General features: G+C 69.8%; 15 protein-coding genes. 8 read left to right on the top strand and 7 right to left on the bottom strand.

Annotation, left to right across the window (positions count from 1 at the left end):
* Positions 1 to 183: 183 nt before the first annotated feature.
* From ACZ7MX_RS21130 to ACZ7MX_RS21110, 5 genes are all read right to left on the bottom strand, one after another.
* Positions 184 to 867 carry a response regulator gene (locus ACZ7MX_RS21130; protein WP_467700255.1) on the bottom strand — a complete coding sequence of 228 codons (684 nt, stop codon included), beginning with the start codon at positions 865 to 867 and terminating at the stop codon, positions 184 to 186.
* Positions 864 to 2,324, bottom strand: a complete 1,461-nt coding sequence (locus ACZ7MX_RS21125) for a sensor histidine kinase (protein WP_472134221.1) — start codon at positions 2,322 to 2,324, stop codon at positions 864 to 866. Before ACZ7MX_RS21125 ends, ACZ7MX_RS21130 begins: the two co-directional genes overlap by 4 nt.
* A 186-nt stretch (positions 2,325 to 2,510) precedes the next feature.
* On the bottom strand, positions 2,511 to 3,392 hold the full coding sequence (locus ACZ7MX_RS21120) for a DUF4429 domain-containing protein (RefSeq protein ID WP_472134219.1): 882 nt from the start codon (positions 3,390 to 3,392) through the stop codon (positions 2,511 to 2,513).
* 214 nt (positions 3,393 to 3,606) lie between these two features.
* A complete protein-coding gene (locus ACZ7MX_RS21115; protein ID WP_472134217.1) occupies positions 3,607 to 4,821 on the bottom strand; it encodes an alpha/beta hydrolase in 1,215 nt (404 codons plus the stop codon).
* 198 nt (positions 4,822 to 5,019) lie between these two features.
* Positions 5,020 to 5,679 (bottom strand): TetR/AcrR family transcriptional regulator, encoded by a 660-nt coding sequence (locus ACZ7MX_RS21110; RefSeq protein ID WP_472134215.1) that lies wholly within the window; start codon positions 5,677 to 5,679, stop codon positions 5,020 to 5,022.
* A gap of 115 nt (positions 5,680 to 5,794) precedes the next feature.
* On the opposite strand from ACZ7MX_RS21110, the gene ACZ7MX_RS21105 reads away from it, so the two are divergent.
* Together ACZ7MX_RS21105 and ACZ7MX_RS21100 are read left to right on the top strand one after the other, a co-directional pair.
* A complete protein-coding gene (locus tag ACZ7MX_RS21105; protein WP_472134214.1) occupies positions 5,795 to 7,396 on the top strand; it encodes an MFS transporter in 1,602 nt (533 codons plus the stop codon).
* A 581-nt stretch (positions 7,397 to 7,977) separates the two neighbouring features.
* Positions 7,978 to 8,406, top strand: coding sequence for a peptidase inhibitor family I36 protein (locus ACZ7MX_RS21100; protein ID WP_472134212.1), 429 nt, complete (start codon positions 7,978 to 7,980; stop codon positions 8,404 to 8,406).
* A gap of 127 nt (positions 8,407 to 8,533) precedes the next feature.
* On the opposite strand, the gene aceE is transcribed toward ACZ7MX_RS21100, so the two are convergent.
* Entirely contained in the window at positions 8,534 to 11,266 is a 2,733-nt protein-coding gene (gene aceE, locus ACZ7MX_RS21095; RefSeq protein WP_472134210.1) for a pyruvate dehydrogenase (acetyl-transferring), homodimeric type, read from the bottom strand.
* 519 nt (positions 11,267 to 11,785) lie between these two features.
* Between aceE and ACZ7MX_RS21090 the strand changes: the two genes are divergently transcribed.
* The 6 genes from ACZ7MX_RS21090 (at position 11,786) to ACZ7MX_RS21065 (ending at position 16,355) form a co-directional block, all read left to right on the top strand.
* Positions 11,786 to 12,217, top strand: coding sequence for a DUF3052 domain-containing protein (locus ACZ7MX_RS21090; protein ID WP_030414571.1), 432 nt, complete (start codon positions 11,786 to 11,788; stop codon positions 12,215 to 12,217).
* Between the two features lie 146 nt (positions 12,218 to 12,363).
* Positions 12,364 to 12,822, top strand: a complete 459-nt coding sequence (locus tag ACZ7MX_RS21085; protein WP_030414570.1) for a peroxiredoxin — start codon at positions 12,364 to 12,366, stop codon at positions 12,820 to 12,822.
* A gap of 170 nt (positions 12,823 to 12,992) precedes the next feature.
* A complete protein-coding gene (locus tag ACZ7MX_RS21080; RefSeq protein WP_261951750.1) occupies positions 12,993 to 13,568 on the top strand; it encodes a TerD family protein in 576 nt (191 codons plus the stop codon).
* Between the two features lie 178 nt (positions 13,569 to 13,746).
* Positions 13,747 to 14,322: a TerD family protein gene (locus tag ACZ7MX_RS21075; RefSeq protein ID WP_472134207.1), complete on the top strand. Its 576-nt coding sequence runs from the start codon at positions 13,747 to 13,749 to the stop codon at positions 14,320 to 14,322.
* Positions 14,323 to 14,374: 52 nt separating this feature from the next.
* Positions 14,375 to 15,514, top strand: coding sequence for a DUF475 domain-containing protein (locus ACZ7MX_RS21070; RefSeq protein WP_472134205.1), 1,140 nt, complete (start codon positions 14,375 to 14,377; stop codon positions 15,512 to 15,514).
* Between the two features lie 97 nt (positions 15,515 to 15,611).
* Positions 15,612 to 16,355, top strand: a complete 744-nt coding sequence (locus tag ACZ7MX_RS21065; RefSeq protein ID WP_472134203.1) for a TerD family protein — start codon at positions 15,612 to 15,614, stop codon at positions 16,353 to 16,355.
* A 31-nt stretch (positions 16,356 to 16,386) separates the two neighbouring features.
* On the opposite strand, the gene ACZ7MX_RS21060 is transcribed toward ACZ7MX_RS21065, so the two are convergent.
* On the bottom strand, positions 16,387 to 17,499 hold the full coding sequence (locus tag ACZ7MX_RS21060) for a TerD family protein (RefSeq protein ID WP_472134201.1): 1,113 nt from the start codon (positions 17,497 to 17,499) through the stop codon (positions 16,387 to 16,389).
* Positions 17,500 to 17,638 lie beyond the last annotated feature (139 nt).

Raw genomic sequence — 17,638 nt, 5'->3', positions numbered from 1 at the left:
GCGAATCGCGTCAGGGGCGGGCGACGGGCCACGGTGCCCCAGCCACCGGCCCGAAGAGGACCGGCAACCGTGACCGCCTCTACCGAGGGCTGTCGCCCCACCGCTCCCACTGCAACGCCAACGCCAACGCCAGCTCTAGCTCCAGCTCCAAGGAGAGCTTCAACTACAGCTCCCTCTACTGCTCTAGTTGCCACTCCCCGGCGCCACCAGCCCCGACTCGTACGCGAAGATCACGGCCTGCGCGCGGTCCCGCAGTTCCAGCTTGGCCAGCACCCGGCCGATGTGGGTCTTCACGGTCTGCTCGGCGAGGATCAGCGCCTCGGCGATCTCCTGGTTCGACAGACCGCGGGCGATCAGCTCCAGCACCTCGGTCTCCCGCGGGGTCAGGCCGTTCAGCCGCAGCGAGGCACGGTCCTTGCGGGGGGCCGGCCGCTGGCGGGCGAAATCGGCGATCAGCCGCCGGGTCACCGACGGTGCCAGCAGGGCTTCCCCCGCCGCCACCACGCGCACCGCGGAGATCAGATCGGCAGGCGGGGCGTCCTTGAGCAGAAACCCCGAGGCTCCCGCGCGCAGCGCCTCGTACACGTAGTCGTCGACGTCGAAGGTGGTCAGCATGAGCACCTTGGGGCGGTGGGTGACTCCGGGCGGCGGCGCGAGCAGTTGCCGGGCGGCCTCCAGCCCGTCCATCTCCGGCATCCGGACGTCCATCAGCACCACATCGGGGTGCGTCCGACGGCTCAGCTCCACCCCTTGCACACCATCAGGAGCGTCGCCCACCACATCGATGTCGCTCTGCGCGGCGAGCAGCGCGGCGAACCCCGCCCGCACCATGGCCTGGTCGTCGACGATGATCACGCGCGTGGTCATGAAGAGGCGGAATCCTTCGCTGAGAGGGGAGATGCCGAGGGGGAAGCGGCGGAGCCGGACGCGGGGGAACCGGGTGCTGGAGAACCGGCTGCTGGAGAACCGGGCGCGGGCGTGAGGGGCAGCTGGGCCGCGACCCGGAAGCCGCCGTCGGGCAGCGGGCCGGTGTCGAGCGAACCGTCCACCAGCCGCACCCGCTCCCGCATCCCCACCAGGCCGTGGCCGGTCCCGGCCGTCTCCAACGGCGCGGAGGGCGCGGACGCCACGGGCGGGGCGGAGTTGACGATCAGCACCGTCAGCCGGGTGCGGTCCGCGGTCGGGATGACCGACACCCGGGTCTGTGCGCCGGGGGCGTGCCGCACCACATTGGCCAGCGCCTCCTGCACGATGCGGTACGCCGACAGATCCACCGCCGGTTCGAGCACCACCGGCTCCTCCGGCAGCACCAACTCCACCGGCACACCGGCCCGTACGGTCCCCTCGACCAGCTTCGGCAGCATCGCCACCCCGGGCTGCGGGGTCTTCTCAGGGCCGCCCTGCCGTTCCGTCTCCTCGCTGCGCAGCACGCCGAGCAGCCGGCGCATCTCCGTCAGGGACTCGCGCGCGGTCGCGGCGATCGACCCGAACTCCTCCTCCGCCTCCTTGGGTATCCCGCTGATGCGGTACGGGGCGCTGTCCGCCTGGACCGTGATCACCGACATGTGGTGGGCGACCACGTCGTGCAGTTCGCGGGCGATCCGGGTGCGTTCCTCCAGGAGCGTCCGGCGGGCGCGTTCGGCCTCGCTGATGGTCTCCTGCTCTATCAACTTCCGCTGTGCGTCGCCCCGTTCCCGCAACGTGGCGCCCATCAGCAGCATCACGCCGGCGAGTACGAACATCAGCACCCAGGTGCTCTGGCTGCGCTCCGGGGTGATCGCCTCGGAGAGTATTCCGGCGAAGCCGGTCGTCAGCCAGACGGCTATCAGGGTGCGCCGGCGCTCGCGCAGGGACAGCGCCAGCATCAGCGCGAGATAGCCGACGATCGCCGGCGGAGTCCAGGGCCAGGCGCGGTCCGCCACGCCACCGGCCCCGGTGAGGGCGAGGGCGCAGACGACATCCGCGGCGAAGATCACCCACCAGGCCTGCAGCGGCCGGGTCACGGCCATCATCAGGGGCACGGTCTGGGCGGTGGCGAGCGCGCCGGCCAGGCCGCCGTTCATGCCGTAGTCGTTGCCGAGGACGTTGATGGTCGTCGGCAGCAACGACACCGTGAACGTGAAGGCGACGAGATACGGCACCCGGCGCAGCCAGCGGTTCTGGACACCGGCGAACAGCGGGATGCCGGGTTCGGTCGGGGTGCCGAGCTCTACGGCGAGGATGCGCAGCGCCTGCCGTGCGGCGCGCAGCGCTCTCGACCGGGCCGGCTCGCGCTCGGCGCTGCGGGCCGCCTCGGGGGCTGGGGTGGGGGATCGTCCGTTCATCGCGGAGTCAATGTAAGCGGACGGCCTGGGCCCGGGCGTCATACCACGGGTCGGCCTTCGGCCCCGTACCACGGTATGACCCACCACCGCACGAGACCGCCGCACGAGACCGCCGCACGAGGCCGCCGCACGAGGCCGCCGCGCGACACCGCCGGTCGGCAGCCGGCCCGCGGTGAGCCGCGAGCCCTACAACTCGGCCAGCAGCTCGGCCTTCTTCGTACTGAACTCGTCGTCCGTCAGCAGCCCGGCGTCGTGCAGCTCGCCCAAGTGCCGTATCCGGTCCGCGATGTCCGCGGGGTCCCGGCGGGCGTCCCCGGCCCGGCGGCACACCGGTTCGCGCTCCGCGCTCTCCTGCTCCGGCTCGGCGGCGCGCACCGCCTGCAGTACCGCGGCGGCGAACGGCAGCGACTCGTGGACCGGGCCGTACCCCAGCCCGAACACCACAGCTGCCGGGTCCTGGTCGGCCTCGCCCTTCCCTGGTTCGGCCGCCCCGCGTTCCAACAGCCGCAGGTAGCCGTTGAAGACCTCCGGCGAGCGCCACTCGACACCGGCCAACTCGCCCACCGTGAAGCTCTGGTCGCCGCACTTCCACTTCGCAGACGACGCCCCCGTCCAGAACCAGCGGAACGCGACCGAACGGCCGTCGAAGGACGCCTTGCCGTCGTACGCCTTGAAGTGGAGCGGAGGTTCCGGTGCGGTCACCAGATGACGCTCGGCCGGTTCCTTGGCGTCGGGGCCGAACGCCGTGCGCAGCTCGTCCGCGTAGAACTCCGCCAGCGTCTCGCGTTCGGCCGGCAGCACCAGCCGGTACGGGTCGGCCTCCTCCTTCAGCTGCCCGTTCGCCGCCTCCATCAGGGGGTCGGCACCAGGCCGGGGCACGGCGTGCAGCACCACCGTGCCGCGTCTGCCCTCGGACAGCTCGACGGAGCTCAGCGCCTCGTACGGAATGCGTCGCTCGCCGAGCGCCTGGAAGAGCTTCGGCCTGCGGATCCCCCGTTCGAAGCGGATGAGTACGGAGTCCGTGTCGAACTCCCAGACGGCATGAAAACCGGCCAGCACATCACCCATGCGGCTCATCGTATGCGGGCGGTTGCCCGCCCGTCCCCCTTCCGGACACCTCGGAGGCGCCTGCCAGGACTACGCGCGTCACGCGCCTTCGGCCCGGCCGCTTCCGGCCCTTGTCCCATTGACGCGCTCGCCACCGGGGACGGTTCCCGTCGGCACGGCCCGTCCCCGGGCGCCGGGCCGTGCCGGCGGGAACCGGCCATATCTGCGCGGGAGATCAGGCCAGGCCCGTGCTGCAGCGCGGATCGTCGGTCGCGCAGTCCACCGAGTCGAGCGCCCCGACCCCGACCAGGGCGAAGTTGCGCAGGCTGCGGGTCCCGGGCGCGAAGTAGCCGGCGTGCCCGACGGCACCGTCGGCGGACAGGATCCGGGAGCCGAAGGACGGATCGACCGGGTCGGCTCCGTGGCCGAGGCCGCCGACCTCCAGGTACGGCACGTCCTGGATCCAGTCGTCGGAGTCCCGCATCGCCCAGACCCGGGCGTGCGTGCCGAGCCCGGAGAGGCTTTCCGCCCGCATGCCGGGGCTGCCCGCGACCGCGATGTCCTCGACGTTCGCCGGCAGGTGCCGGGCGGCGACGCCGCACACCACGGAGCCGTAGCTGTGGCAGAACAGCGAGACGGTGTCGGAGGACGGCAGTGACTTCACCAGGGCGCGCAGCCGGACCGCGCCGGCCTCGGCGAGGTTCCCGGTGACGGCCTGTACACCGAGGCCGGACGGCGTGGTGTAGTCGGCCCAGGCGATCACGGCCGTCCGCACACCCGGTTTGGCCGTGCGCTCGGCGTCGTAGAGGGAACGCGCCATGCCGACGGGCGCCGCGGTGGCCCGTACGGTCCGTTCGAAGGTCGACAGATTGGTGTCGACGCCGGGCACCACTACGGAGATCCGCTTTGCCGCCGGGAGGCTGCCGAAGACCTCCGCCGCCCGCCCGCCGCCGGCCGGATCGAAGGCGAGGATCTGTCGCCCGGGGCTCATCATCGACTCGAAGCGGTGCATCAGCCGGCCGGCTTCCTGGCGGCCCACGGGCGTGAGCCGGCGGTCGGCCATCCGCCGCTTCTCCACGGCGCGGGCGTCGTCGAGCGCCATCCGGTTGGCCCGGTAACGCAGTGCGGCGGGCGCGCCGCCCATGTTGCCGACGACCAGCGGATAACGGTTGGCGAGCTGCTGCTGCTGGGCGCCGGTGAGCGCGGCGAAGAAGGTCCGCAGGGTGGCCGGGGAGCCGTTGGGGTCGGGCAGCGGACGCCCGAGGAAGGTGGCGTGCTTCCAGGCGGTTCTGGCCGTGGCCAGGGGGTTGGCGTCGTCCTTGGTGCCTCTGACGGCCGTCCAGCCGGTCATGGCGAGCATCACGAACACCACCGCCAAGGCGAGTGCCGCACGCCAGGCGGTGGACTGCAGAAAACCGGAGGAGGGGCCCAGGCCCGGGAAGGAAGTCACCGCGGGCCACCCTAGGAGACCGGGAAGGCCCGCTGCCGGGCCCGTGAGTGATCTCACGTTTCGCGGAGGGTATTTCGACCAAAACGGACATGAATTGCCGATTTCCTGCGCTCAGTCGTGCGGAAGTGGTCTCATCATGCGGTTAATGGGTTGCTCAGCGGCGGCTGTCCGTTACGGGCAGTTGCGGTGGGTTCGACCTCAGCGGGCGAAGCGCCAGTCGCCGCCGATCGCCGGCTGGATGTGGTCGAGATAGGACTGGGTCAGCTCGCGAATGGACGCCACGCTGCAGTCCGGACCCTCGCCCCACACCTTGCCGGCCACCCGCATCACCCCGCAGAACGCGGCGACCAGCACCCGCGGCCGCGGATCGGCATCGACGTCCAGCCCCTCGCGCCCGGCGATCAGTCCCGCGATCCGCTCCTCCAGTTCGGACGAGCGCCGCAGATGGGAGGCCACGAGCGTCGGCGTGGACTCGATCATCCGGTACGTCCGCATGTACAGCTCCACCGGGACCACGGACTCGATGGCGCTGCCGATGTCGTCCCACGCCACCATCACCGCGCTGCGCAGCGCCGTCAGTGGATCTTCCGAGGCGGGGCGTGCGGTCAGCTCGTCGAGGAAGCGGGCCTCGACCATCTTCTGGACCGCGAAGGCGACGTCCTCCTTGTTGGCGAAGTACCGGAAGTACGTCCTCTGGGAGACGTCCACCGCCTCGGCGATCTCGTCGACGGTCGTCTCTTCGTAGCCCTGCTCCGTGAACAGTTCGAGCGCGGCGCGGATCAGGGCGTCGCGGGTGCGCTGTTTCTTGCGTTCGCGCAGTCCGCCTCCGGGGGCCGTCTGCGGCGTCGAGGTGGCCATCCTGCGCCGCCTTTCCGTGGTGTTCTCGCTGCTCAGGTTACCTGTGAGGGAGATGACAGTTACCGACTGATGAATTGCTTTGTCAACTGTCAGTCGCTGACATTAGCCTCGGGGTATGAGTTCCCAGACCCCGGTCGCCCACGCCGCGCCGGAACTTCCCGTACCGGAGCCCCCGCGGGGGCTGCGAGGCCATCCGTGGCTGACCCTCTTCTCCGTCGCCATCGGCGTCATGATGGTGGCCCTGGACGGCACGATCGTCGCCATCGCCAACCCGGCGATCAAGGATGACCTCGGCGCCTCGTTCGGCGACGTGCAGTGGATCACCAACGGCTACATGCTCGCGCTGGCCGTCTCGCTGATCACGGCCGGAAAGCTCGGTGACCGCTTCGGTCACCGCCAGACCTTCCTCATAGGCATCGTCGGGTTCGCCGCCGCCTCCGGAGCCATCGGCTTCTCCAGTCAGGTCACGCTGGTCATCGTCTTCCGCGTGTTCCAGGGCCTGTTCGGCGCGCTGCTGATGCCCGCCGCCCTCGGACTGCTGCGCGCCACCTTCCCGGCCGAGAAGCTCAACATGGCGATCGGCATCTGGGGCATGGTCATCGGCGCCTCCACCGCCGGCGGCCCCATAGTCGGCGGACTGCTGGTCGAGCACGTCAACTGGCAGTCCGTGTTCTTCATCAACGTCCCGGTCGGCGTGCTCGCCCTGATCCTCGGCCTGGTGATCCTCAAGGACCACCGCGCGGAGAACGCCCCCCGCTCGTTCGACATCCCCGGCATCGTGCTGCTCTCGGCCGCGATGTTCTGCCTCATCTGGCCGCTGATCAAGGCGACCGACTGGGGCTGGGGTGACATGAAGACCTGGGGCTTCCTCATCGGGGCCGTGGTCCTCTTCGCGCTGTTCGCCCTCCTGGAGACCAAGGTCCGCGAACCGCTCATCCCGCTGCGGATGTTCCGCTCCGTGCCGCTCACCGCCGGCACGATCCTGATGGTGCTGATGGCCTTCGCCTTCATGGGCGGTCTGTTCTTCGTGACGTTCTACCTGCAGAACGTCCACGGCATGAGCCCCGTGGACAGCGGCCTGCACCTCCTCCCGCTCACCGGCATGATGATCGTTGCGTCGCCGGTGGCGGGCGCCCTGATCACCAAGTTCGGCCCGCGCATCCCGCTGGTCGGCGGCATGGTCTTCACCGCGATCGCCACGTACGGCATGGCCGGCCTGGACACCGGCACCGGCACCGGCCCGATGTCCGTCTGGTTCGCACTGCTCGGCCTCGGACTCGCGCCCGTCATGGTCGGCGCCACCGAGGTCATCGTCGGCAACGCGCCTCTTGAGCTCTCCGGCGTCGCCGGCGGCCTCCAGCAGGCCGCCATGCAGGTCGGCGGCAGCCTCGGTACGGCCGTGCTCGGCGCGGTCATGGCCTCCCGCGTGGAGAACGACCTCCCGGGCAAATGGCAGTCGGCGGGCCTCCCGCCGATCCCGCCCGCCCAGATGCCGAAGGTCTCGGACGCCGTCTCGGCCGGTATCGCGCCGGTCCCGAAGCACACCCCGCCGGAGTTCGCGCAGAAGATCACCTCGGTCGCGCACGACACCTTCGTGTCCGGAATGGGCCTGGCCTTCACCGTCGCCTGCGGTGTCGCGGTCGTCGCGGCGATCGTCGCGCTCTTCACCAAGCGCGGAGCGAACGCCGAGACAGGTGCCGGCGTCGGCCACATCTGACCCTGGCGCCGAGGGGCTTTGAGCGCCCCAGGGCCACCCACAGCACCCGGCGCGCGGCCGGTCGAGGCACTCCTCGGCCGGCCGCGCGCCGTCGCGTAACCAGCCTCGCGTGCACCGCCGTTGCCTACGCCACCGTCGTGCGCCCGCCGTCGCCCGGCCGCGGCGCGGAGCCGCCGGGCCGGCCGCGTCAACCACCCGGTCCGGGGCCGCCGCACGGCCCACCGGCCAAGCACCAAGCGGCAGTTGACCCCTTCCGGAACACCGAATCCCTCATCCTGGTGAGCCGTGCCGGGAACCGCCCCGGCCCCTGCGCGCATTACAGGTGACGCCCCTGCCGCCGCCCCCGCCGGGCGGCCGCGAAGAACGGTTTCCGCGACCCGTCCGGCCGGCCCGCACCGCGTCAACCTCGTGCGCCGCAGCCCCGCTTCCGGCCGGTCTGCTTGTCCACATACCTGATCCGGGTGGTGGACCCGGCCGGGCCTTGGCAATCGCACCGCGGCCCGGCGAAGGTCGATGACGAACCCGCCGCGGGCAGCCCGCCCGCCGCGGCACATCACGTACCTCACGGGGGAGAGATTCCAATGCGTCTGCGTCTGCGCACGTCCGCCACCACCACCGCCACCGCCCTGTTCACCGGCCTCGCCACCCTGGCCGCCGCGCTCACCCTCCCGACCGCGCTCGGCACCGTCCCCGCACACGCGGCCACCACCGGCCGCCACGCCGCGGCCTCGGGCGAATGCGCGGCGGGACAGCTGTGCCTCTGGCCGAGGGCGGACTTCGCCGGCAAGCGGCGGACCTTCGAACTGTCCGACACGGACATCGAGAGCTGCATTCCGCTGCCCAAGGGCGTCAGCGCCGCCTCGTTCGCCAACCGGATGGGCCGGCCGGTCACCACGTACCAGAGCGCGGAGTGTGCCGAGACCGCCGAGTACAACACCTACCCCGGCGGCGGCACCTGGGTACCCCGCTCCCCTTACCAGGTAAGGGCGTTCAAGGTGTGGGAGCGATGAACCGCGCAGCGGCGGTCCCCCGCGAGGTGCCGGCCCGCCGGGCTGCACACCACCGCGCCCCCCGGCCGGTGGAGGACACCGGCCGGGGGGCGCGACGGAAGCGGTGCGGCGGCAGGCCGCGGGGTGATCAGGCGTCGCCGCCGGCCTCACCCGCGTCGGCGGCCGCGACGTCCAGGAGCTGGTAGCGGTCGATGGCCTGCTTCAGCAGGGAACGGTCGACCTTGCCCTCCTTGGCGAGCTCGGTGAGCACGCTCAGGACGATGGACTGCGCGTCGATGTGGAAGAAGCGACGGGCCGCCCCACGGGTGTCCGCGAAGCCGAAGCCGTCGGCGCCCAGCGACTGGTACGTACCCGGGACCCAGCGGGAGATCTGGTCCGGGACGGAACGCATCCAGTCCGACACCGCGACCTTCGGGCCCTCGGCGCCCTGGAGCTTCTGCGTCACGTACGGGACGCGCTGCTCCTCCTCCGGGTGCAGCAGGTTGTGCTCCTCGACGTCCACCGCCTCGCGGCGCAGCTCGTTCCAGGAGGTCGCCGACCACACATCAGCCTTGACGTTCCACTCGTCCGCGAGGATCTGCTGGGCCTCGACCGCCCACGGCACCGCGACGCCGGAAGCGAGGATCTGAGCCGCGTGCTCGCCCTTCTCGCCGGCCTTGATGCGGTGCAGACCCTTGAGGATGCCCTCGACGTCGACGTCGGCCGGCTCCGCGGGGTGCTGGATCGGCTCGTTGTAGACGGTCAGGTAATAGAAGACGTCCTCGGCGTTCTCGCCGTACATCCGCCGCAGACCGTCCTTGACGATGTGCGCGATCTCGTAACCGTAGGCCGGGTCATAGGCGACACAGGCCGGGTTCGTCGAGGCCAGCAGCTGGGAGTGGCCGTCGGCGTGCTGGAGGCCCTCACCGGTCAGCGTGGTACGACCCGCGGTCGCGCCGAGCACGAAACCGCGCGCGAGCTGGTCGGCCATCTGCCAGAACTGGTCACCGGTGCGCTGGAACCCGAACATCGAGTAGAAGACGTAGACCGGGATCAGTGGCTCGCCGTGCGTGGCGTAGGCGGAGCCCGCCGCGATCAGCGAGGCCGTGCAGCCCGCCTCGGTGATGCCGTCGTGCAGCATCTGGCCGGTCGGCGACTCCTTGTAGGCCAGGAGCAGTTCGCGGTCCACCGACTCGTACTGCTGGCCCAGCGGGTTGTAGATCTTGGCGGACGGGAAGAACGCGTCCATGCCGAAGGTGCGGTACTCGTCGGGCGCGATCGGCACGAAGCGCTTGCCGATCTCCTTGTCCCGCATGAGGTCCTTCAGGATGCGGACGAACGCCATGGTCGTGGCGATCTTCTGCTGGCCCGAGCCCTTCTTGGCGCCCGCGTAGGCCTTGTCGTCCGGCAGCTGCAGCGGCTCGGCGCGCACGACCCGGGTGGGTACGTACCCGCCCAGCGACTTGCGCCGGTCGTGCATGTACTGGATCTCTTCGGAGTCGCGGCCCGGGTGGTAGTACGGCGGCAGGCCGTCCTCCAGGTCCTTGTCCGGGATCGGCAGGTGCAGCCGGTCGCGGAAGCCCTTGAGGTCGTCGACCGTGAGCTTCTTCATCTGGTGGGTCGCGTTGCGGCCCTCGAAGTTCGGGCCGAGCGTCCAGCCCTTGACGGTCTGCGCGAGGATCACGGTCGGCTGGCCCTTGTGCGCCTTGGCCGCCGCATAGGCCGCGTAGATCTTCTTGTGGTCGTGACCGCCGCGGCCCAGGTGCAGGATCTGGTCGTCGGTCATGTTCTCGACCATCGCCCGCAGGCGGTGGTCGTCGCCGAAGAAGTGCTCACGGATGTACGCGCCGGTCTCGGTCGCGTACGTCTGGAACTGGCCGTCGGGGGTGGTGTTCAGCTTGTTGACCAGGATGCCGTCGCGGTCCTGCGCGAGCAGCGGGTCCCAGCTACGGTCCCAGACCAGCTTGATGACGTTCCAGCCGGCGCCGCGGAACTGCGACTCCAGCTCCTGCATGATCTTGCCGTTGCCGCGGACCGGGCCGTCCAGGCGCTGCAGGTTGCAGTTCACGACGAAGGTCAGGTTGTCCAGGCCCTCGCGGGCGGCGATGGACAGCTGGCCGAGCGACTCGGGCTCGTCCATCTCGCCGTCGCCGAGGTAGGCCCACACGTGCGACTTGGAGGTGTCGGCGATGCCGCGGGCCTCCATGTAGCGGTTCATCCGGGCCTGGTAGATCGCGCCGAGCGGGCCGAGGCCCATCGAGACGGTCGGGAACTCCCAGAAGTCCGGCATCAGCCGCGGGTGCGGGTAGCTGGACAGACCGTTGGGAGCCTTGGACTTCTCCTGGCGGAAGGCGTCCAGCTGGGCCTCGCTGAGCCGGTCGAGGAGGAACGCGCGGGCGTAGACACCGGGCGAGGCGTGGCCCTGGAAGAAGATCTGGTCGCCGCCGTCACCCTCGTCCTTGCCCCGGAAGAAGTGGTTGAAGCCCACGTCGTAGAGGGAGGCGGAGGACGCGAAGGTGGCGATGTGACCGCCGACGCCGATGCCGGGGCGCTGGGCGCGGGACACCATGACGGCGGCGTTCCACCGGGTCGCGTTGAGGATCTTGCGCTCGATCTCCTCGTTGCCGGGGAAGAACGGCTCGTCCTTGGTCGCGATGGTGTTGACGTAGTCCGTGCTGCGCATCTCCGGCACGGCCACGCGCTTCTCGCGGGCCCGCTCGATCAGCCGGAGCATGAGATAGCGGGCACGTTCCCGGCCTCGCTCGTCGACGGCCGCGTCGAGCGAGTCGAGCCATTCCTGGGTCTCTTCGGGATCGAAGTCCGGGACCTGGCTGGGAAGGCCGCCAATGATGATCGGGTTTCGATCGGATCCGGAAGCCACGCTGTTCCTTCGTGTTCGGGTCGTGTCGTGCTCCGCACGTTATTCATGCCGTGCACGGGACGAATGCTGTCTCTGCCTTGGTGTCGCGCCGTCTTCCATCGTGTACCGAGCCACAGCGATACGTCACCTCTACCGATGGGTAACCATCCGCTGAGAGATGGCGCTGAAAAGGCCGATTTCTCAGGTCGGCCAAATCGCAACCATACGCCCACGTCGAAAGTGCTTCGCGTACGGACGTACGCCCTTCGAAATGAGATCCGGTACCGGGCCCGGCCACCCCCCGAAGGGACCAGCCGCGCGCGACTACCCGATAAACCCCGCAGAACGCTGTGGTGTGAATCACTTCACCCTGTCTTCCGGGGGTCGCGGTTGCGGCGAGACGCCGCGAAACGTCACCGTTTCGGCGGTCTGGACCGCCGGGTACTTGCGCGATCCGCCCGGCCCGTGTGGACTACGCCCAATGCTCCGCGCACGCGCGGGGTCCCCGAGCATTTTCCGAAACATGACAGGAGGCAATCCGTGAGCGCGACCGCGGACCACGCGGAGGAGCGGACCAACCCTGCCGCCAGGCTGGGGTTCGAGCCCGGACAGGTGGTCCAGGAGATCGGCTACGACGATGACGTCGACCAGGATCTCCGCGAAGCCATTGAGACCGTGATCGGCCAGGATCTCGTCGACGAGGACTACGACGATGTTGCCGACGTCGTTCTGCTGTGGTTCCGCGATGAAGACGGCGACCTCACGGACGCGCTGGTGGATGCCATCGGTCTGATCGACGAGGGCGGCCAGATCTGGCTGATGACGCCCAAGACCGGCCGTGACGGCTACATCGAGCCCAGCGACATCAACGAAGCCGCGCAGACCGCGGGTCTGTCGCAGACCCGGAGCATCAACGCGGGCAAGGACTGGACGGGCAGCCGGCTGGTCACGCCCAAGTCCGGCAAGCGCTGAGCCGCAGGCCCCTCACTCGCCACCGAGCCCCCTCCGCCCTGTTCCGGAGGGGGCTCGGCCCCGCTCAAGACCGGGTCCCCGACGAGGCGCCCCGGCGCGTAGGGTGGTCGCGTTCTGTTGAGCGTGAGCGGAAGGGATGCACCCCCATGGCGATCGAGGTCGGCACGAAGGCTCCGGATTTCGAGCTGAAGAACCAGCACGGCGAGCTGGTCAAGCTCTCCGACTTCCGCGGCGAGAAGGCCGTCGTCCTCCTCTTCTACCCGTTCGCCTTCACCGGCGTGTGCACCGGCGAGCTGTGCGCCCTGCGCGACGAGCTGCCGAAGTTCGTCAACGACGACGTCCAGCTGCTGGCCGTCTCCAACGACTCCCCCTTCTCGCTGCGCGTCTTCGCCGAGCAGGAGGGCCTGGAGTACCCGCTGCTGTCGGACTTCTGGCCGCACGGCGAGGCCTCCCGCGCCTACGGCGTCTTCGACGAGGAGAAGGGCTGCGCGGTGCGCGGCACCTTCGTCATCGACAAGGAGGGCGTGGTCCGCTGGACCGTCGTCAACGGTCTGCCCGACGCCCGCGACCTGAACGACTACGTCAAGGCCCTCGAAACCCTCTGAGCCGGGGCGCGCTCCCACCCGCCGGTGCCCGCCGCGCCGACATCCGCAGCGATCCAGGTGCGATATCTGCAATCGGTGGGAACCGGTCACTAGGATCAATTCGTTGATCCGATGCCATGCACGATGGGGGCGCAGATCTCTACGTACCCCTCGAATCTACGGGAGGACTCGTGGGAGTCAGCCTCAGCAAGGGCGGCAACGTCTCGCTGACGAAGGAAGCCCCCAATCTGACCGCGGTCGTCGTCGGTCTGGGCTGGGACGCGCGTACCACCACCGGTACGGACTTCGACCTGGACGCCAGCGCCCTGCTGACCAACGACCAGGGCAAGGTGGCCAACGACCAGAACTTCGTGTTCTTCAACAACCTGAAGAGCCCGGACGGTTCGGTCGAACACACCGGTGACAACATCACCGGCGAGGGCGAGGGCGACGACGAGCAGATCAAGGTGAACCTCGCCGCCGTGCCGGCCGATGTCGCCAAGATCGTCTTTCCGGTGTCGATCTACGACGCCGAGACCCGCCAGCAGAGCTTCGGCCAGGTCCGCAACGCCTTCATCCGCGTGGTCAACCAGGCCGACGACAAGGAGCTGGCGCGCTACGACCTGAGCGAGGACGCCTCGACCGAGACCGCCATGGTCTTCGGCGAGCTGTACCGCAACGGCGCGGAGTGGAAGTTCCGCGCCATCGGCCAGGGCTACGCCTCCGGCCTGCGCGGCATCGCCCAGGACTTCGGCGTCAACGTCTGACCGGCCCCGAGCCGATCGCCGACGTTCGGCCGGGCGGCCACCGCGGTGGCCGCCCGGCCAGGAGAGTGACCGCGCCCGGCGCCGTACGCCCCTGTCCGGGGAGTGCGGCGCCGGGCGCGCGTGAAGGAGCCGGGCCGCGCCAGGGCGGGCCCGTACGACACCGGGGAGGAAGCGAACGATGAGTGTCACGCTCGCCAAGGGGGGCAACGTCTCGCTGTCCAAGGCCGCGCCGAATCTCACCCAGATCACGGTCGGCCTCGGCTGGGACGCACGGTCCACGACCGGCGCACCCTTCGACCTCGACGCCAGCGCGCTGCTGTGCCAGTCGGGCCGGGTGCTGGGCGACGAGTACTTCGTCTTCTACAACAACCTCAAAAGCCCCGAGGGCTCCGTCGAGCACACCGGTGACAACCTCACCGGTGAGGGCGAGGGCGACGACGAATCGATCCTGGTGGACCTCTCACAGGTGCCCGAGCAGGTCGACAAGATCGTCTTTCCGGTCTCGATCCATGAGGCGGATCTGCGCGGCCAGAGTTTCGGCCAGGTCAGCAATGCCTTCATCCGGATCGTCAATCAGTCCGACGGCAGTGAACTCGCCCGTTATGACCTGAGCGAGGACGCGTCGAGCGAAACCGCAATGATCTTCGGTGAGGTGTACCGCTACAACGGCGAATGGAAGTTCCGGGCGGTAGGACAGGGGTACGCGTCAGGGCTGAGGGGCATCGCTCTAGACTTCGGGGTCAACGTTTCGTAAAGCGCCGCGCGCTGCGCGCGGGGGACCCACACAGCGAGGGATTGGGTAGGCAGTGCTCCTGAAAACCTTTGGCTGGTCGTTCGCCGTCACGGTGGTCGGTCTTGCCTTGGCCGGCGTGCTCTGGGGGTGGCAGGGGCTCGCGATCGTCGGGATCCTGTCCGTTCTGGAGATCTCGGTCTCGTTCGACAACGCCGTCATCAACGCAGGCATCCTGCGCAAGATGAATGCCTTCTGGCAGAAGATCTTCCTCACCGTCGGCATTCTCATCGCGGTGTTCGGCATGCGGCTGGTCTTCCCGGTCGTCATCGTCGCGATCACCGCGAAGCTGGGGCCGATCGAGGCGGTCAAGCTCGCCCTCAACGACAAGGCGCACTACCAGGAGCTGGTCACCAGCGCCCACCCGGCCATCGCGGCCTTCGGCGGGATGTTCCTGCTGATGATCTTCCTCGACTTCATCTTCGAGGAGCGCGACTACAAGTGGCTGTCCTGGATCGAGAAGCCGATGGCCAAGATGGGCAAGCTCGACATGCTCTCCGTCATCATCGCGCTGGTCGTCCTGCTGGTGACCGCGATGACGGTGGCCACGAACGTCGCGCACGGCGGCGGTGACAAGACCGCCACGGTCCTGCTGTCCGGTGTCGCGGGCCTGATCACGTACCTCGTCGTCGGCGGCATCTCGGGCTACTTCGAGGACAAGCTGGAGGACGGCGAGGAGGAGGACGGCGAGGAGGCCACCGCGGCCGCCGCGCCGCCCGCGACGCAGGGCGCCGGCCCGGCGCTCGGCCTGGCCGGCAAGGCCGCGTTCTTCCTCTTCCTCTACCTCGAGGTCATCGACGCGTCGTTCTCCTTCGACGGCGTCATCGGCGCGTTCGCCATCACCAACGACATCTTCATGATGGCGCTGGGCCTGGGCATCGGCGCGATGTACATCCGCTCGCTGACCGTCTTCCTGGTCCGCAAGGGCACCCTGGAGGACTACGTCTACCTGGAGCACGGCGCGCACTACGCCATCGGCGCGCTCGCCGTCATCCTGCTCATCACGATCAAGTACGAGATCAGCGAGGTCATCACCGGTCTGGTCGGCGTGGTGCTGATCGGCCTCTCGTTCGCCTCGTCGGTGGTCCGCAACCGGCGCGAGGGCAAGCCGGGCGACACCTCCGGAGCACAACCGGAAGTCGTGTCCGGAGTGTGACGCGTCGCTGAATGAGGAACGCTCTCTGCGGGGCGGCCCGGGGTACGGACCCCGGGCCGCCCCGCGGTAATTGGGGCCGAGCAATGGGGTGGGCAAGGTGTCGTTCCTGGGGAACCTGTGGCGCGGTGGCGCCCAGAAATTCGACTTCGACAGCGGCGGGGCGTCGTACGTCGTCGAGCTGACGAAACGCAGTCCGGTCATCTCGCTGACCAAGCAGGGCGCGGCGGCCGGTCATCTGCGGGTCAATCTGCACTGGCAGATGCGGACCTCCGACTTCCACGAGCGGGGCGGACAGGGCAGGGGCGGGCTGCTGCGGCATCCGGGCAAGCTGTTCAAGCCCGAGATCGTCCAGGCGCAGGGACCGGCTGTGGTCAACGTCGACCTGGACCTGGCCTGCCTGTACGAGCTGAAGGACGGCACCAAGGGCGTGGTGCAGCCGCTGGGGAACTTCCTCGGGGACCTCAACGGCCCGCCGTTCGTCCAGCTCAGCGGGGACGACCGGTTCGGTTCGGGCTCCGGTGAGACGCTGTACATCAACCTGGACCACCGCGACGAGATCAAGCGGTTACTGATCTTCGTCTACATCTACGACGGCACACCGGCGTTCGACCGCACACATGCGGTCGTGACGCTCTACCCCAGCAGCGGACCGCGGGTGGAGGTCAAGCTGGACGAGCGGGCGCCGCAGGCCCGGTCCTGCGCGATCTTCATGCTGGAGAACACCAAGGGTGAGCTCACGGTGCGCCGCGAGGTCAAGTACGTCTACGGCTTCCAGGCGGAACTCGACCGGCTGTACGGCTGGGGGCTCCAGTGGGGGCGCGGGTACAAGTCCAAGGTCTGACCCGCACCCCGCCCGGTCGGCCGGCCGCCGGCTACCGGCGCTGGAACTGGGGGCCCTGCGGCGGCAGCACGAAGGACGGGTCCGGCGCGGGGTACTGCTGGGTCGGGTAGCCGTACGCCGGCGCCGGGGCCGGCGGTTGCTGCGGATAGCCGTACGCGGGCGGCTGCTGCGGTGCGTACTGCGGCGGCGGGCCCGGGTAGCCGTAGCCGGGCTGGGCCGGAGGCTGGGTGGGCGGCGGCGGGACGTGCGCCGGGTAGCCGTACCCGCCGCCGGTCGTCGGCGCGGGTGCCTGGGGCGGGACGCCGGCCGGGGGGAGCGGGGCGGCCGAGAACGGCTCGGGCATCGCGTCCGCCACGTGCTGGGTGACGGCCTCCGGGTCCGCCAGCGGGTAGTCCTCCGCGTCGCCCGCGGCTCCCGGGCCGGACGCCCCTTCGGGCCAGGTGCTCGGCGGCGGGGTGACGGCGCCGGCACCGGTCGGCCCGCTCGGCGGGGGCGGGCCGACCGCCGTCGTGGCGGCCGGGGCGGACGCCGCTGCTTCCGGTGCTGCTGCGGGGGCCGTTGCCCCGGCATCCGCGGGCGCGGCGCCGCCGGCCGCTTCGTCGTTCTCCTCCACGGAGATGCCGAACTCGTTCGCCAGGCCCGTCAGGCCGCTCTCGTACCCCTGCCCCAGGGCGCGGAACTTCCAGGAGTCGGCACGGCGGTACAACTCCCCGCAGATCAGCGCGGTTTCGTCACCGGTCTCGGGCACCACGTCGAAGACCGCGAGCGGCTCCCCGTCGCCCGCCGCCGCGTCGTACAGCAGAACCCGCAGGTCGGCCACGCCCGCGAAGGCACCGCCGTCGGACGATGCGGCCAGCACGACCCGTTCGACCGAAGGATCCAGGTCGGCCAGGTCCGCCTCGATGGTTTCGGCCAGACTTTCGTCGAGCCGGGCCTTGGGCAGATGCCGCACCAGACCGCTGGGATGCCGCGGCTGGTTGTAGAAGACGAAGTCCTCGTCGGAACGCACGCGCCCCTCGGGCCCCACCAGCAGCGCCGAGGCGTCGACGTCGGGGACATCGGCGCCGGGCGTCCAGCGCAGGACGGCCCGGACGGCCGTGGCGTCGAGGGGTACGTTCGACCCTTTCAACATCGCGTGCGTCATGCCGCAATCCTGCCTTCCCGGAGGTGGCAGGGACAACGCGGGGCACGCGAGCCGGTGCGTCGGGCGTCCGCCCCGACACCCGGGTGCCTCATGAGGGTTACGCGATTTTCACCCACGTGGGAACCAACCCCACCCCGCC

The sequence above is a fragment of the Streptomyces sp. NPDC107765 genome, assembly GCF_055657085.1.
This window is presented reverse-complemented; position numbering and strand designations above follow the sequence as displayed.

Coding starts and splice junctions, on each gene's coding strand:
- ACZ7MX_RS21130 (WP_467700255.1), bottom strand. CDS start 867: ATGACCACGCGCGTGATCATCGTCGACGACCAGGCCATGGTGCGGGCG.
- ACZ7MX_RS21125 (WP_472134221.1), bottom strand. CDS start 2,324: ATGAACGGACGATCCCCCACCCCAGCCCCCGAGGCGGCCCGCAGCGCC.
- ACZ7MX_RS21120 (WP_472134219.1), bottom strand. CDS start 3,392: ATGGGTGATGTGCTGGCCGGTTTTCATGCCGTCTGGGAGTTCGACACG.
- ACZ7MX_RS21110 (WP_472134215.1), bottom strand. CDS start 5,679: ATGGCCACCTCGACGCCGCAGACGGCCCCCGGAGGCGGACTGCGCGAA.
- ACZ7MX_RS21105 (WP_472134214.1), top strand. CDS start 5,795: ATGAGTTCCCAGACCCCGGTCGCCCACGCCGCGCCGGAACTTCCCGTA.
- ACZ7MX_RS21100 (WP_472134212.1), top strand. CDS start 7,978: ATGCGTCTGCGTCTGCGCACGTCCGCCACCACCACCGCCACCGCCCTG.
- ACZ7MX_RS21085 (WP_030414570.1), top strand. CDS start 12,364: ATGGCGATCGAGGTCGGCACGAAGGCTCCGGATTTCGAGCTGAAGAAC.
- ACZ7MX_RS21075 (WP_472134207.1), top strand. CDS start 13,747: ATGAGTGTCACGCTCGCCAAGGGGGGCAACGTCTCGCTGTCCAAGGCC.
- ACZ7MX_RS21060 (WP_472134201.1), bottom strand. CDS start 17,499: ATGACGCACGCGATGTTGAAAGGGTCGAACGTACCCCTCGACGCCACG.